Raw genomic sequence first — 16199 nt, 5'->3', positions numbered from 1 at the left:
TACGCCGAAGGGTCCACAGCTGTTTATAAACAGCACATTATGCACGCCCTTATACGGATGAGATTTACAGTCCGTTGTATAAAACATTATTTTCTGCTGACGGAAAGGACGGAGAGGCAGGAATTGCTCACATGTCAATCGAGTATTTGGATACTGTTGAAGCTATTCGAAAGATACGTACAGCAGGGGATGCTCATCCAGGACAATTCGATAATTTTGAAGCCATTTCAGAGTGGGCAGAAGAAGGATTAGAAGGAATCGAAGTTTTCCATCCTTTGCATAATAAAGAAACCGAAGAATTAGCTAAACAATATGCAGCGCAATATAACCTCATTCAAACAGGAGGTTCTGATTTTCATGGTATGTATGGTCCGTCGCAAGAATATCCGCTTGGCTGCAAAAGCCCGGGCAAAGAAAGTGCAGTTCATTTAATGAAACGGACAGATGAGTCATCTAAAAGAGAGATAAATCTATAGATAGTATAGTTTTTATAGCTCTTCCTTCAATCATTAAAGGAAGGGCTTTTTTGTACTTCAGGAAAGTTTATAATTGTTAATAGTATAAGTAAAACTATGTTTTCGCCATTTGAATTTGGCGGCAAGTCAAGTTTTTCTAACATTTCTTTAAACGATTAACACTTGATTATTGATGAACAAGGTGGTGTAATGGTAACAATACAAATAGCTCATTACATAGTACATAATATTATATAGACAAAGGAAGGAAGATTGGATGAGTAAGCCAGATTTAAAAGCTCGGTCCCCGTGGGCAGCTTTAAATGATGTAAAAAGTGTAAACATATCGCCTATAAAAGATGAAACGGTTAACACCAATATTACCGTGCCTGGAAGTAAAAGTTTTACTAATCGTGCGTTAATTATGGCAGCCTTAGCAAAAGGAACGTCTGAGCTGTCCGGCATTTTACGAAGTGATGATTCTTACTGGTGTATTGAGGCTCTTCGCAATCTCGGCATTACGATTGAGGTAAATGGAGATACAGTAAAGATTGAAGGATGCGGAGGAAATTGGCCGGAAAAACAGGCAGACCTTTATATCGGGGCGGCAGGTACCATTGCTCGTTTTCTGCCAGGAGCATTAGCTTCTTCAAAGGCAGGTACGTTTAAGGTAGAAGCAAGTAAGCGTATGAGTGAGCGTCCTGTACAGCCGCTGATGGAAGCATTGGAAACGCTTGGAGCCAAAGTAGAGTATTTGGAAAAAGAAGGTTTCTATCCTCTGAACATTCATGCAAACGGCTTAAAAGGCGGAGAAGTAACCATATCAGGTAAAGTATCCAGTCAATTTATAAGCGGGTTGCTATTAGCCGGAACATATGCAGAACAAGCGCTTAGAATAAATATACCTGACTATATTGTCCAGCATGCTTATGTGAAAATAACACTCGACCTTATGAAAGATTTCGGAGTAGAAGCCGATTATAATGAAGAGCTTACAGATATGAAAGTGCCGGTGTCGAGTTATACCGGTAAAAAAATGGCATTAGAAGCGGACGCCTCAACAGCAAGCTATTTTATGGCCTTAGCTGCTATGAACAATGGACGTGTCCGTATTAATAATCTTACTATGCAAACGAATCAACCTGATATTTATATGGTGGATCTGTATGAAAAAATGGGCTGTCGGGTGATTAAAGGGGAAGGATACATTGAAGTACAAGGAGTTCCCCAGTTAAAAGGGAATTTTGAAATCAGCATGAAAGAAATGTCTGACCAAACGCTTACACTTGCAGCAATTGCTCCATTTGCCGATGGACCTATTACCATTACAGAAGTGGAGCACATCCGCCATCATGAATCGGACCGAATTAAAGCGGTTTGTACAGAGCTGCAAAAAATGGGAATTGATGTCGAGGAATTTCAGGACGGTTTAAAGGTTTATCCAGGAACACCGCAGGGTACATCTCTTCATTCCTATGACGACCATCGGGTAGCGATGGCACTGTCGCTGATTGGCACAAAAGTTCCTGGTGTGACAGTAGAAGATCCCGGCTGTGTATCAAAAACATGTCCTACTTTTTATAACTTGTTAGAAAAAACCGGAGTGCCGATTGACTTTTCATAATACACAAAACACTAGTAAAGAGGAAAGCTAAAAATCTTTACTGGTGTTTTATTTATTTTAGGACTGTTAAAGAATAAAGTATAAGGAAAAAGACTTGGCAGCAAGCCAAGTTTTTTCTAATCCACAATAGAGAATAGATATAACAGTTGAAGTTTAAAATAGGAAATGATTCAACATATTGAAAAAATTGAGGGTGACAATGTGGATTGAGATTATTAAATTAGCCGTTTTGTTTGTATTGATTTTTGTGATTATGCGATTGTTAGGAAAATCGTTGTTGTCACAGTGGACGCCTTATGATTTGATCACGCTTTTCTTTTTATCTTATGTCGGGTTAAGTGTCATCGAAATTAAGGATTTTTCACATGGCATTATCAGCATTCTTGTCATTGGGTTATTATACAGCTTGATTGCCAGGTTAAGCCTTGTTCAGCCTCTCAGCCAGTTTATTATTGGAGAACCTACTATTTTAGTTAAACATGGGAAACTTATTGTTAAAAATTTAAAGAAAAGCCGTTATTCTTTAGCAGAATTGCTTTCAAGTATTCGATCAGCTGGCTATCCTGATATTAAGGAGATCGAATATGTATTGTTAGAACCTAATGGAAAGCTGAGTGTCATACCTAAACCAGAGGTCACTCCTGTTACGCTTCAGAATTTAAATATTACACCTGATTACAAAGGGCTTCCTATTGCAGTGATCGTCGAAGGAAGAGTGCAGCACAAAAATCTTAAGCTGATTAATAAAGACGGAGATTGGTTAAAAAACGAACTGCATGCAAAAGGGTATGAGAAAACAGAAGACATCTATTATGCCGTGGTTAGGGAGAAAGAACTTGAATTGATGATTCAAACGCTAAAATGAGTTTCATACAGCCCCCATCTGAAAAGTTGATATTAACCTGTTTACTTCCAGGTATGGATGGAGCAGGAATGTCACCCCCCACTTAATTTCTGGAGAAATTTGAATTGGGGGATTCCTGCGAACACCAGTGCAGCCACCAGTTATATTAGCAGGCTCTATTCGTAGTCCCTACAGTGAAAACAAAAAACTTGTACGTTGGACTCGCCATACGTTCTACTTTAGCTTGGTTTTCGCAACTTCGGTACGTGTGGGGCGATTGTTGCTTGGATATTTTACGTGACAAAGCATTTCTTGCCACAACCTCATTTATCCAGTTTTCAAAGAGCAATCTGTACAAGAATATTATATGTTCCGATATGCAAAAAGGCGATTCATCCCCCCTTATTTTTGGGCTGCGCCCTGCACAAAATAAAAGAGGAAGTCTTCTCTTCTAAAATGATAATATAGAAGATATGTGAACTGGAATACAATCGGGAGGGCCGGGTATGATAGAACATATTCAACAGTGCGTTACTATTAAAAAATGGATGGAGAAAGCTATCACCTTTGAAGCAGGGAGAACGAAAGTAGAAGAAATTCTGTTGGAAATAAAAAACAATGAAGATCTTCACAAGATCGTGCTTATTAATGAAATTAAAGAACCTCTAGGTATGCTTTCCGTTTCCAAAGTAAATTTTTATCTTTCGAAAGATAAAAACATTAAGAAAAAAATGAAAGAAGAGATGATACAAAAGACTCTGAGTTGTCGATTAACGGATTCTTTTTTTGATATAGCCCAAGAGAACCTGCCCATTCCAGTTATTGATGACAAAGGAAAGGTATGCGGTGTTTTTACTGTCAAAAGCATGCTTATGGCGTACAAGGAATTATCGGAGTCGCTGACACATTATACAGAAATAACGGATGTTATTTTAAACAGTGCATACGAAGGTATTGCCGTGGTGGACCGGGACGGAATTATTCAGCAAATGAACCGTACCTACAGAAATTTTCTAGGCCTATCCCCAGAAGAAGAAGTGATTGGACGTTCAGTCGAAGAGGTGATTGAAAATACAAGGCTTCATATTACAGTCCAGTCTGGAGTACCAGAAAAAGGAGAAATTCAAATTATCCAAGGGCAGAAGATGATCGTTCACCGTATTCCTATTTGGAAAGATGGAGAGGTAACTGGGGCAATAGGGATGCTCATCTTTGAAGGAGTAAGTGAACTATATCGAATTCTTGGAAATGCAGGCAATATGCAAAGTGTGCCGCCATTTGAAGATGAAGAAAGGTCACGTACGAAAAATCAACCCAATCTATACTCTTTTGAGCAGATTCTCGGGGAAAACGGCAGTTTGATGGACAGTAAAAGCAAAGCAAGAAAGGCAGCCAAAACAAAGGCAACGGTGATGCTTAGCGGGGAAAGTGGTACTGGTAAAGAATTATTTGCACAATCTATTCACCAAATGAGTGAAAGAAAAGGAGAATTTGTAAGTATTAATTGTGCAGCGATTCCAGAACACCTTTTGGAAGCAGAATTATTCGGCTATGAAGAAGGAGCATTTACTGGCGCGAAAAAAGGCGGACACAAAGGGAAATTTGAAGCAGCTAATTACGGAACTTTATTCCTAGATGAAATCAGCACGATGCCTTTGCCGATGCAGGCAAAACTGCTTCGCATTCTTGAAGAGCGTGAGGTAGTGAAAATAGGCAGTCATGTTCGGGTACCGTTACATGTGAGAGTGATAGCGGCCACAAATGAAAGCCTTAAAGATCTCGTTGAAAACAAACAATTTCGAAAGGATTTATACTACCGATTAAACGTGATTAATATTAACATTACGCCGCTTCGGGAAAGAACCGAAGATATACCACTCTTATTCGGTCATTACGTGAAAAAATTTTGTAAGGAAAATGGGATTTCTGTCAAACAAATTGATCAACACGCGATGGAATGCTTAATGAATTATCGGTGGCCTGGGAATATAAGGGAATTGACAAATATAGCAGAACAGCTTGTGGTGTTAACCGAAGGCAGCATGATCAAGGAATCAGATTTGCCCGATGATATAAGAAACAGCGTATTACCAAGCAGTTCGACTACTGAATATTCATTGAAATCAAAAAAGATGCTGCAAGAAAAAGAGCTGATTGAAGAAGAACTAGAAAAACATGAAGGAAATAAAACAAAGACTGCTGATGCTCTCGGCATCCATAGAACGACTCTGTATAAAAAGTTGAACGAATACAATTTGCTCACTTAGCGTATACATTTTTATACAAACAGTGTCGAATTGTATATTTTTATATACATACATTTAATGTTTTTCCTTTTTATTTTTGCTGTTAACCGCTTTCACACATTGGCACAACATTTGCAATGTAATCTTCCAAACATAAAAAGGGAGGTTAGGCAAACGTGAGTGTTTCCACGATGTGTTTTCCAAGACATGTGTTTTACGGTAAAGATAGTTTACTTAAAACAGGTGAAGAAACAGCAAAATTAGGGGAAAAAGCTCTTATTATCAGTGATCGGATCATGAAAGATCTTGGCTATCTAGAACGTTGTCACCAGACACTTGAAGATGCCGGTATAGGTTATACAGCCTATTTAGAAGTAGCTACAGAACCTACGGATGAATACGTCTCAGAAGCATTAGCATTATTAAAAGAGAACCAGGCAGATGTCGTTATCGCGCTTGGGGGAGGAAGCTGTCTCGATACAGCAAAAGCGGTAGCAGTTTTAGCATCAAACGGGGGAGACATTAGTGAATACATGAATAATAAAAAAACAGCTAGTAAACATCCTTTCCCTCTCATTGCTATTCCGACGACAGCCGGAACTGGGTCAGAAGCAACTGACGTTACCGTAATCACTAATACGTCAAACGACGTAAAAATGATGATAAAACAACCAGCATTTATGCCGGAAATTGCAATTGTCGACCCGGCGCTTTCTATGTCTTCTCCAAAAGGGACAACAGCAGCAACTGGCGTGGACGCTTTGACCCATGCATTAGAAGCTTATATTTCAAAAAAGGCTCATCCTTTTTCGGATCAGCTTGCTTTATCATCAGCCAAGCTGATAATGGAGAATATGGAAGCGGCATATAAAGATGGCTCTAATGAAGAAGCTCGAGAAAACATGGCTCTAGGGGCTATGCAGGCAGGTATGGCATTTTCCAATGCTTCAGTTTGTTTAGTTCATGGTATGTCACGGCCAGTTGGTGCATTGTTTCATGTGCCTCACGGTATATCTAATGCCATGCTTTTGCCAGTCGTACTAGAATACAGCCAGGATTATTGTACAGGCAGGCTGGCAGACTTAGCACGATTTGTATTTCCTGATAAAAAAGCACTCTCAGACAAAGAAGCAGCCAGTTATTTAGTAGAAAAGGTACTCTTGCTTTGTAAAAACTTAGATATTCCAAATATAAAAGATTGGGGAGTGGATGAAGAGCAATACTATTCCCAATTATCTAAAATGGCTGAAGATGCTTTAGAGAGCGGAAGCCCAGCAAATAATCCCATAGTGCCTGACAAAGAAGAGATTGTAAAGTTATATCACAAAGCTTTTACGTATCAGTATCCAAAGCATGTCATTAGTCAAACCAATTAATGGGAGGATAATATTATATGAAAATTCAAACAACAAGAACATTAAAAAATTATATTGGTGGTCAATGGGTGGAATCAGATAACGCGTCATACGAGATTGTTCCGAATCCGGCAACAGGGGAAGAACTTGCTCGTGTTCCAATATCTACAAAAGCAGATGTCGACCAAGCTGTAAGATCTGCACGAAAAGCATATAAAACATGGAAAAAGACCGCGGTGCCTAAGCGTGCTCGCATTATGTTTAAATACCAGCAGCTACTGATGGAAAACTATGAGGAGCTTACAAGAATTATCACCCAAGAAAACGGTAAGTGCTATGATGATGCCTATGGCGAGGTACAGCGGGGAATTGAATGCGTAGAGTTTGCTGCCGGAGCACCGAGCTTAATGATGGGAGACGTTCTCCCAGATATTGCAACTAATATGGAATCCGGTATGTACCGTTACCCTGTCGGAGTAGTGGGCGGCATTACACCGTTTAACTTTCCAATGATGGTCCCGTGCTGGATGTTCCCGCTTGCGATTGCTTGCGGCAATACATTTGTTTTGAAGCCTTCTGAACGAACTCCGCTATTAGCAGAGAAATTAGTAGAATTGTTAACAAAAGCAGGTCTGCCAGAAGGAGTTTTAAACATCGTTCACGGCGCCCATGATGTGGTGAACGGTTTACTAGAACATGAAGAAGTTGATGCCATATCTTTTATTGGTTCTCAGCCTGTTGCAGAATATGTTTATAAATCAGCTGCGAATCAAGGTAAAAGAGTACAAGCGCTCGCAGGTGCTAAAAATCATTCGATTGTGCTGGGAGACTGTGATCTTGAAAAAACAATTAACGGGATTATAGGAGGTGCTTTCGGAAGTGCGGGGCAGCGCTGTATGGCAACATCGGTTGTTGTAGTGACAGAAGATATTGCTGATGAAGTCGTGGAACGTCTTGATAAAGCTGCAGATCAGCTGACGTTAGGAAATGGACTCGACGAGAAGGTCAATCTTGGACCGGTTATTAGACAATCCCATTTAGATAAAGTGTATCAGGCGATCGAGGAAGGAGAAAAAGAAGGAGCCGAGTTAGCCCGTGATGGCAGAAAAGATGCTGAAAATATGGAAGAAGGCTACTTTTTAGGAGCTACGATATTTGATCATGTGACACCGGATATGAATATTTGGAAAAAAGAAATCTTTGCTCCTGTCCTTTCAATAGTGAGAGTAAAAGATTTAACAGAGGCAATTGAAGTTACAAACAAATCCGAATTTGGCAATGGTTCTGTGCTGTACACGTCAAGCGGATATGCTGTTCGTGAATTTAGAGAGGATATTGAAGTAGGGATGCTCGGTGTGAATGTAAATGTACCGGCTCCAATGGCATTCTTTCCTTTCTCCGGGTGGAAAAATTCGTTTTATGGCGATCTTCATGCTAATGGAAAAGATGGAGTGGAATTTTACACAAGGAGAAAAATGCTGACATCACGCTGGTAATACAGATTCATGATTATGGACCTTTGATCAGTTTCTAAAACGACAAAGGAGCTGTTCCTAGAAGGGAACGGCTCCTTTAGTTACCTATGAAGCTTGAAAACGAGTCAAATCGTAATTATATATTCAAGTAATCAAGATTGATTTCAATCATTTCCTCAATTTTTGCTGAACCAAACTCATCCTCTACTTCCCCTTCAAAATTAAGTTGAAGACTATCGGCATCATTTGAGAATTTAATTTTATAATGGCAAATATTTTTTTCTTTTTCCCCTGGTTTGAGTGTTGTTTGTAATAAATCGGTGTTGTTATTTTCCGGTTCTTCCACTGTGACTGCATTTTCAATAATATTGCCTTCTTCATCAAGAACGTAAATGTTAATAAAGTTTTGTTTGTGTGTTAATGTCAAATCAGAAGTATTATTAGGGTTTTCCACGTAAGGGTGCACATACATAACTGATTCGTCAGGGTTTGTGTATTTTAACCCAATTTCAACTCGTTCAGTTAACTGTTTATATTCATGACTAAAAATGGGAGTAATGAAAAAATAAGCAGCCCCGGCTAAGATGACCAAAATAAATATTGGCAGACTCCATTTTAAATATTTATTACGATTCATACTCCCAACACCTTTATATGAAATTCAGCATACAAAAAGTTTATATCTAAATATTATAAAGCAACTCGAAATGGTAAAAAATAGTCCTAATCAAACCGTTATACAGTCGTAATCCTTTTGTCATAAACGTGAAGAAACATTAAAATGTAAATATTTTAATAGGAGCCGTTGTAACGAAAAGTAGAGTCGCTTCTGCAAAACATTTGGCATTGGTGTTCTAAATAAGAAACTCCTGTTTTGAGCCTGTATCATAAGGACTTAACGAAAAGCTTTAGGCTGGAATGTTTCATGTGAAACATTTCAGAAGACTTTCTATTAAAACTTTAAGGGAGGTAGGTTAATTTTACCAGGTCTAACATCTTTATAGACCGCTGTTTTACCTCCCGGGTTGTCCTTTTAGAAGGGAAGTATGGGAAGCTGTCATCATTGTGTTAATTCGTTTTTGAAATCCCAAAAACCGGGTACATTTTCTACTTGAAAAGTAAAGATGCTCTCTATGCATTTTAGTCGGAGAACTTGTCTTAAATCTTCTCTCTCTTTGTAAGATGTTTGCTGTAACGACTTTTGAATAAAAGGTTCAAAATGTTCTACTACATGAGCCAAAGCCTCACTATTATACCGTCTTGCTTCTAAGGTCAGCTCAAACACGTTATCCATTGTCATCTTCCTTTCTGTTATCTGGTCGTAAAAAAGAGGAATGCAGCCGTTGAAGAGTGAAGGACATTTGTTCAATCTTTCTTTCAAAACGAAACAATAAATAGAAGGTAACAACTACTGGAAAACCAAAATTTGCAAGCAGCTGAACAAATTCAGTAGCGTTTGTAAAAGCCATCATCATATATTCCTCCTTTGCATAAACATTCTCATTTTATCGAGAGCCTTTTTCCTAGTTTTAAACACCGCTTGTTGACTAATTTGAAGATAAGCCGCAATTTCAGTGTCTTTCCATTCCTGCATATAACTTTTTTCAATAATACTTTTTTGGTACTCGGTAAGTGTTTGATAGGCCGAATATAACTCATCCGTTCCGATAATATCTTCTAAATGTGCTGGATTTTCCTCCAAGTAATATTCTGTAAGAGACTCCCCGAGACTGATTTGGTCAAGCAGATGAGCAGAGTCTTGTTCCGATGAAAGTGGTCTATCGAGAATTAATGGAAATCTTTCATTTGATTTACGGTAAAGCTGATCATACTGTACAGCATGCCAGTGAAGCGTTTTTATAATATAAGAAGTAAGCTTTATACTGCCAAAATGGGAACGGAAGACCAGGTCCAATGCTTCTTCATTTGATGAATTTGGTTCACAAATGGCTGATATAAATAATTGTTTGTTTTCTTTATACTCGAGAAATTGTTGAAAGACGGAGCTTTGACACAAGTGTGTATTGCTTTTTAAAAAGCGGTCGAGGCGTGGACATATTCCATTTAAATCTAAAAAAGTGTTATTCATGCTGTGCCTCCCTTCTGCCCTAGTTACTTTCAATAGATAAATTTGCAGCTTAAAAACAACCACAAATACGAACGTTTGTTCTTGTATTTTAAACAAATAAGGAGAGAAAATGCAAAAGGTTCTTAAGGAATGTAGAAAAAACATGGTTTATTCCTGATTAATTAGACCTAATTCGGCTTCTAGTCACCACATATCAATGTCCGACCTAAATATAGGGCAGAGACGTTGTTGTCCATATACTATTTTACGTGTTCTGCAGCAGAGGGTGGCATTACTGCGTCTTATACGTTGAATATCATTAAAAAACTTGGTTTACCGCCAAGCCCAAATGGCAATATACTTTGATCCTTTAAATAAGTTACTATAGTATTAGAAAAACCGTCCTTGGTTAGGACGGCCTTAGATAACAACTATGCGGTAGATTTAGCGGTGTTCTTATTTGATTTTTCAGCAACCAAGAAAATGGAGGTGAGAACTAGAATAACGCCAAGAAACTGCCAAAGGTTAAGTGTGTCTCCGAATATAGTCATACCTACGGTTATAGCGACCACAGGTTCTATCGTTGTTAAAATAGAGGCTCGGCTGGATTCAATATACGTTAATCCAGAGGTATACAATATATAACCTAATACCGTTGCTATGAAGGCAAGACCAAGAGAAGACAAAATAACTTGCATATTGAACAAATTACCCAGATTCTCAGCTAATCCTCCTGCAGGAATCATAAGTAGACTTGCACAAATAAAAGAATAAGCAGTAATTGTCATAGAGGAATAACGGCTGCTTACATATTTTCCAAAAATACTGTATAAGGCATAAAAAAATCCAGATCCTATCCCTGCAGCTATGACAAACCATGAGAGGTTAGTTTGAAATGCTGGGAGAAGTCCTACGGCAAATGCACAACCTGTAATAGTAAATAGAAGCGATAGAATTTTACGTTTTGTAAGCCATTCTTTAAACAAAAATCGTGATATAATGGTTACAAATAAGGGGCCTGTATAAAGCAGGACGACTGCAAGGGAAACAGTTGCTTCTTCCATTACCGTGAAATAACACCAATTAAAAAAAACAATACTAATAATTCCTGTCCCAATAAAGAAAGGAAAATCTTTTAATCTAATCTTCAAATGAGAAGGTTTGAAAACGGCAAGATATCCTACAATTAATATGAAAGAGAAAATGGCACGGATTGCTACGGTTTGCCAGGGGGTGAAACCAGCATCGTAAAGCACTTGTACGAATATTCCAATCAAACCCCACAAAGCAGCCCCCGCTACCGCACAAACGTATGCTTGTTTGCGTGACATGTTAGCTTCTACTTCCTTTCTATAATCTCGATATTATCTTTTCACTTCTTTTAGAAAAACTCGAAGTCCTATGGTGGAAGACGTAGTTTTTCTTATACTTTGATCTATTAACAAATTTAAACTTTCCTAAAGTATAAAAAAGGAAATCTAACAGGAAAAACCCTCCTTGTGGAGGATTGATGCTGTCGGTGCCTTCTAGTAATTTAATAAGGGAAACTTCTATCATCCATGGTACATTAGTTCCTGCCATGTGCAGGCAGTACCAGTACAAGCTCATCTTAAGGTGTCCAAGAGATACATTTATAACAATAATTGGTGGTGGTTCCTTGTCCAGCATATTACAACGGTATGATTGGGTGATGCTGATTGCAGCTTTTTTATTAATGATTTTCGGCCTGATTATGGTTTACAGTGCGAGCTTTCCCCTTGGGCTGGATATGGCTGATGATGCTTTTTATTTCGTGAAAAGGCAAATTAATTGGTTAATTATTGGTTTCTTTCTCTTTTTCATTTTACTGCATTTTCCATATCGTTTATATATGAAATTGATCCCTTTTATTGTAGGTCTATCTGTTATATCATTGATCCTTGTCGTTTTAATGGGAACGAGTGTTAATGGTTCACAGCGCTGGCTGTCCTTAGGACCGCTCACAGTACAGCCTTCTGAATTTGTAAAAATAGCAGTAATTCTTTACTTAGCCTATGTATATTCTAAAAAGCATGAGTATATTGATCAATTAATTAAAGGAGTGCTTCCGCCTCTAATTATTGTCGTGTTTATTTTTACATTGATCATGCTGCAGCCTGACCTTGGTACAGCAACAACCATTTTACTAGTGGGAGGTACCGTTGTATTTTTGTCTGGAGCACGCTGGCGTCATCTTATTACTTTGGGAGTACTTGCTTCTTTGGCAGTAACTTGGCTTGCTTTTCAAGCACCTTACCGAATGCAGCGGCTCGTTGCTTTCAGGGATCCATTTGAATATGAAATGCAAGGAAGCGGTCATCAGTTAATTCAGTCCTATATAGCGATGGCTCATGGCGGTGTAACAGGAACGGGTTTAGGACAAAGTGTACAAAAAATGCACTTTCTTCCTGAACCGCACACAGACTTCATTTTTGCTGTTATTGCTGAAGAGCTAGGAATATTTGGGATGTTTTTTATTTTATCTTGCTTAATTGTTATTGCCTATCGGGGGTTTATTGCTGGTATGAAGTGCAAAAGACTATTTGGTAAACTATTAGCGTTTGGCATCGTGTTTTTTCTATTGTTCCAAGCATTTTTTAATTTAGCGGCTGTCAGCGGACTTATGCCCATTACAGGTATTACACTTCCTTTTGTGAGTTACGGAGGGTCCTCGTTATTAGTTTCTATGATTTCCCTTGCCATTCTAGGCAATATTGCTAAAGAAGTAAAACAACAGCAATTAAAAAATCCGGCCTCTTCTTCAACAAGGAAGGAGCAGCCTATAAATGCATGAATGTCAGGCCTCGCTTTTAGGACATGCTCTAAAAGCGGGGTCAATTTATACTTTAAAAAGATTAACTTTGTTAAAGGAACAAAGTATAAGGAAAACTACGGCTTCCGCGATTAAAGACTTGGCGGTAAGCCGAGTTTTTCTAATAATTTGAAGTCACAAGAAGATAATGATAAGTTGTAATACACGGCAGGTGTATCTATATAAAGAAAGGGGCATACAAATGAAAGATCATTCCCATACGAATCATAAAAATACGGAGCAGCCAAACAAACAACAACTGTTAAATAGATTAAAAAGAATTGAAGGACAAGTTAGAGGAATACACAATATGGTAGAAAACGACCGTTACTGCGTCGATATTTTAAATCAAATCGCTGCGATTCAGTCAGCGATGAACAAAGTATCTTTGGCGCTGGTGGAAGATCATACGAATCACTGTGTTGCAAATGCAATAAAAAACGGCGAGGGGGAAGAATCCATCGAAGAATTGATGGAAGTGATCAAACGAATGATAAAATAAAAACAAGTTGCTTGACTATACCCTTAGGGTGTATTGTATAATGAAACGTAAGAGACGAGGAGGTAAAGGATCATGATGAAAAAAGAAACTTTGAACGTTCAAGGAATGTCTTGCGGTCACTGTGAAAAAACTGTAGAAGGCAGTGTTGGAGAGTTAGATGGTATATCTCATGTGAAAGTGAATCTAGAGCAAAACACGGTTGATGTAGAATATAATACAGAAAAAACATCCCTAGAAGAGATTGTAGAAACGATTGATGGTCAGGGGTATGATGTTAAAGAATAATAGAATCCTATGCCAGCGGTTCTATATTTTTTTACATTATAAATACACCGTATGGGTATTTTAAGTATTTACCCTTAAACAAAGGAGGGTATTAAATGGCTCAGCAAAAAGAAACAACGCTGCAAATTTCAGGAATGACTTGTGCCGCTTGTGCTTCCCATATTGAAAAAGGCTTAAAAAAAATAGACGGAGTGCACGAGGCAAATGTAAACCTTACGATGGAACGATCTAAAATAAAATACGATTCAGATCAAACAAGTGTAGATGAATTTGAAAAAAAGATACAGAAGTTAGGTTATGGCGTTGTTCATGATAAGGCAGAGTTTGATATAAGCGGTATGACCTGTGCGGCTTGTGCAAACAGGGTGGAAAAAAAGCTAAATAAAATGCAGGGTATTTCAGAGGCATCTGTAAATTTTGCATTGGAAACAGCCTCGGTGGAATACAATCCACACAATGTCTCGCCGCGTGAAATGATAGATGCCATTGATAAAATCGGTTACACGCTCCAAGAAAAAACCGACGAAAGTACTTCTCAAAAAGACGAAGCGATACACAAACAAACAATCAAATTTATTGTGTCTGCTATCCTCTCTGTTCCGCTTTTCTGGACGATGGTGACTCATTTTGAATGGCTGTCCTTTATTTGGATGCCAGAAATTTTGATGAATCCATGGATTCAATTTGCGCTGGCGACACCAGTTCAATTTATTATCGGCTGGCAATTTTACGAAGGAGCATATAAAGCCCTGCGTAACAAAAGTGCCAATATGGATGTACTTGTAGCGATGGGCACCTCTGCAGCATATTTCTATAGTATCTATTTAGGATGGTCATGGCTGAATAACGAAAGAACCGATATGCCGGAACTTTATTTTGAAGCATCGGCTATTATCATTACGCTTATTGTATTAGGGAAATTATTTGAAGCTCGGGCCAAAGGGCGCACGTCCCAAGCCATTCAAAAACTGCTTGGTTTGCAAGCAAAAACAGCCATCGTAAAACGAGATGGAAAAGAGCAGGAGGTTCCAGTTGAAGAAGTGGAACCAGGCGACATAGTGATTGTAAAGCCTGGTGATAAAATACCTGTGGATGGCGAAGTGCAAAAAGGCAAATCGGCAGTCGATGAATCCATGTTAACAGGAGAAAGTCTCCCAATCGATAAAGAAAAGGGAGATGAAGTAATCGGGGCAACGATAAACAAAAATGGTGTCTTACAAATCAAAGCTTCAAAAGTTGGAAAAGATACGGCCTTGTCTCAAATCGTAAAAGTAGTAGAAGAAGCCCAAAGTTCTAAAGCTGATATTCAACGCCTTGCTGACCGTGTTTCAGGTGTGTTTGTTCCAACTGTAATCGGTATTGCTGTAATAACCTTTATTATTTGGTTTATGTTTGTGACACCTGGAGATTTTGGCATTGCGCTGATCCCGGTGATTTCCATTCTTGTTATCGCTTGTCCATGTGCTTTAGGGCTTGCAACTCCAACATCCATTATGGCAGGTTCTGGCCGCTCTGCAGAAATAGGAGTACTATTTAAAGGTGGAGAGTACCTCGAGAACACTCAAAACATTCAAAGCATTGTTCTAGATAAAACAGGAACCGTGACAAAAGGAAAGCCGTCACTAACCGATGTGCTTCCGGCAGAAAATTGGACAGAAGAGGATCTCCTGCAGCTGGCTGCTTCTCTAGAAAAATCTTCAGAGCACCCTTTAGCTATAGCAATAGTAGAAGGAGCAAAAGCAAAAGGTATCACCTTGCTGGATTCAAAAGACTTTGAAGCTTTACCGGGACATGGTGTTCAGGCAGATATAGAAGGTAAAATGATTCGCATTGGTACTAGAAAATGGCTCGAAAAGGAAGGAGTCAATTTAAACGACGCAGAACAATCTCTGCAGACATTTGAAGAAGAAGGAAAAACAGCAATGCTCGTTGGGGAAGACGACACGTTTGCAGGAATTATCGCTGTTGCCGACACAGTCAAGGAAACATCAAAAGAAGCCGTCCGGCGATTAAAAGAAGCTGGACTTGAAGTGATTATGCTGACCGGAGATAATACGAGAACCGCAAACTCGATTGCCCGTCACGTGGGGATTGACCGTGTCATTGCTGAAGTTTTGCCAGAGCAAAAAAGTGATGAAATAAAAAAACTCAAAGAGCAAGGCAAAAAAGTCGCAATGGTCGGAGACGGCATCAATGATGCGCCGGCTCTGGCGACGGCAGATATTGGCATGGCTATCGGAACAGGCACGGATGTGGCAATTGAGGCTGCGGATATTACGCTTATGCGCGGTGATTTAAACAGTGCTGCAGATGCTGTTTTGATGAGCAGAAGAACAATGAGAAATATTAAGCAAAATTTATTTTATGCTTTTATTTATAACACATTAGGTATTCCTATTGCGGCAATTGGACTGCTCGCCCCTTGGGTAGCCGGAGCTGCCATGGCTTTTAGCTCCGTATCTGTTGTGTTGAATGCATTACGCCTTCAAAAGGTAAAACTTTCATAAAGAACGAA

General features: G+C 38.9%; 15 protein-coding genes. 10 read left to right on the top strand and 5 right to left on the bottom strand.

Annotated features, from left to right (window positions below; translation table 11 throughout):
* Positions 1–74: 74 nt before the first annotated feature.
* The 6 genes from CEF16_RS15595 (at position 75) to CEF16_RS15570 (ending at position 8020) form a co-directional block, all read left to right on the top strand.
* On the top strand, positions 75–476 hold the full coding sequence (locus CEF16_RS15595; protein ID WP_091586471.1) for a PHP domain-containing protein: 402 nt from the start codon (positions 75–77) through the stop codon (positions 474–476).
* A gap of 256 nt (positions 477–732) precedes the next feature.
* On the top strand, positions 733–2079 hold the full coding sequence (gene aroA, locus CEF16_RS15590) for a 3-phosphoshikimate 1-carboxyvinyltransferase (protein WP_091586473.1): 1347 nt from the start codon (positions 733–735) through the stop codon (positions 2077–2079).
* 178 nt (positions 2080–2257) lie between these two features.
* A complete protein-coding gene (locus tag CEF16_RS15585) occupies positions 2258–2944 on the top strand; it encodes a DUF421 domain-containing protein (RefSeq protein WP_175488367.1) in 687 nt (228 codons plus the stop codon).
* 485 nt (positions 2945–3429) lie between these two features.
* Positions 3430–5190, top strand: a complete 1761-nt coding sequence (locus tag CEF16_RS15580) for a sigma-54 interaction domain-containing protein (RefSeq protein WP_091586477.1) — start codon at positions 3430–3432, stop codon at positions 5188–5190.
* 170 nt (positions 5191–5360) lie between these two features.
* Complete coding sequence (locus CEF16_RS15575; protein ID WP_091586693.1) at positions 5361–6545, top strand: iron-containing alcohol dehydrogenase; 1185 nt, start codon at positions 5361–5363, stop codon at positions 6543–6545.
* Positions 6546–6562: 17 nt separating this feature from the next.
* Positions 6563–8020, top strand: a complete 1458-nt coding sequence (locus CEF16_RS15570; protein ID WP_091586479.1) for a CoA-acylating methylmalonate-semialdehyde dehydrogenase — start codon at positions 6563–6565, stop codon at positions 8018–8020.
* A 115-nt stretch (positions 8021–8135) separates the two neighbouring features.
* Here the strand turns inward: CEF16_RS15570 and CEF16_RS15565 are convergent, their stop codons facing one another.
* The 5 genes from CEF16_RS15565 to CEF16_RS15545 all read right to left on the bottom strand — a co-directional run bounded on the left by CEF16_RS15565 (position 8136) and on the right by CEF16_RS15545 (position 11398).
* Complete coding sequence (locus tag CEF16_RS15565) at positions 8136–8636, bottom strand: hypothetical protein (protein ID WP_091586481.1); 501 nt, start codon at positions 8634–8636, stop codon at positions 8136–8138.
* Between the two features lie 423 nt (positions 8637–9059).
* Complete coding sequence (locus CEF16_RS15560) at positions 9060–9293, bottom strand: helix-turn-helix domain-containing protein (RefSeq protein WP_091586483.1); 234 nt, start codon at positions 9291–9293, stop codon at positions 9060–9062.
* Complete coding sequence (locus CEF16_RS15555; RefSeq protein WP_245917898.1) at positions 9286–9474, bottom strand: YvrJ family protein; 189 nt, start codon at positions 9472–9474, stop codon at positions 9286–9288. Before CEF16_RS15555 ends, CEF16_RS15560 begins: the two co-directional genes overlap by 8 nt.
* Positions 9471–10088 (bottom strand): sigma factor-like helix-turn-helix DNA-binding protein, encoded by a 618-nt coding sequence (locus CEF16_RS15550; RefSeq protein WP_091586485.1) that lies wholly within the window; start codon positions 10086–10088, stop codon positions 9471–9473. The genes CEF16_RS15555 and CEF16_RS15550 overlap by 4 nt, the downstream gene beginning before the upstream one ends.
* 410 nt (positions 10089–10498) lie before the next feature.
* Positions 10499–11398, bottom strand: coding sequence for a DMT family transporter (locus CEF16_RS15545; protein ID WP_091586487.1), 900 nt, complete (start codon positions 11396–11398; stop codon positions 10499–10501).
* 179 nt (positions 11399–11577) lie between these two features.
* Here CEF16_RS15545 and ftsW point away from each other — a divergent pair, with 179 nt between their 5' ends.
* The 4 genes from ftsW (at position 11578) to CEF16_RS15525 (ending at position 16191) form a co-directional block, all read left to right on the top strand.
* A complete protein-coding gene (ftsW, locus tag CEF16_RS15540; RefSeq protein WP_245917897.1) occupies positions 11578–12879 on the top strand; it encodes a putative lipid II flippase FtsW in 1302 nt (433 codons plus the stop codon).
* Between the two features lie 220 nt (positions 12880–13099).
* Positions 13100–13399, top strand: a complete 300-nt coding sequence (locus CEF16_RS15535) for a metal-sensitive transcriptional regulator (protein WP_091586489.1) — start codon at positions 13100–13102, stop codon at positions 13397–13399.
* Positions 13400–13474: 75 nt separating this feature from the next.
* Positions 13475–13684, top strand: coding sequence for a copper chaperone CopZ (gene copZ, locus CEF16_RS15530; RefSeq protein WP_091586699.1), 210 nt, complete (start codon positions 13475–13477; stop codon positions 13682–13684).
* A gap of 95 nt (positions 13685–13779) precedes the next feature.
* Positions 13780–16191, top strand: coding sequence for a heavy metal translocating P-type ATPase (locus CEF16_RS15525; RefSeq protein WP_091586491.1), 2412 nt, complete (start codon positions 13780–13782; stop codon positions 16189–16191).
* Positions 16192–16199: the final 8 nt, after the last annotated feature.

This window comes from Alteribacillus bidgolensis, from assembly GCF_002886255.1.
GTDB lineage: Bacteria > Bacillota > Bacilli > Bacillales > Marinococcaceae > Alteribacillus > Alteribacillus bidgolensis.
The sequence above is the reverse complement of the archived record's forward strand: the minus strand, read 5'-3'. Positions and strand labels throughout refer to the sequence as shown.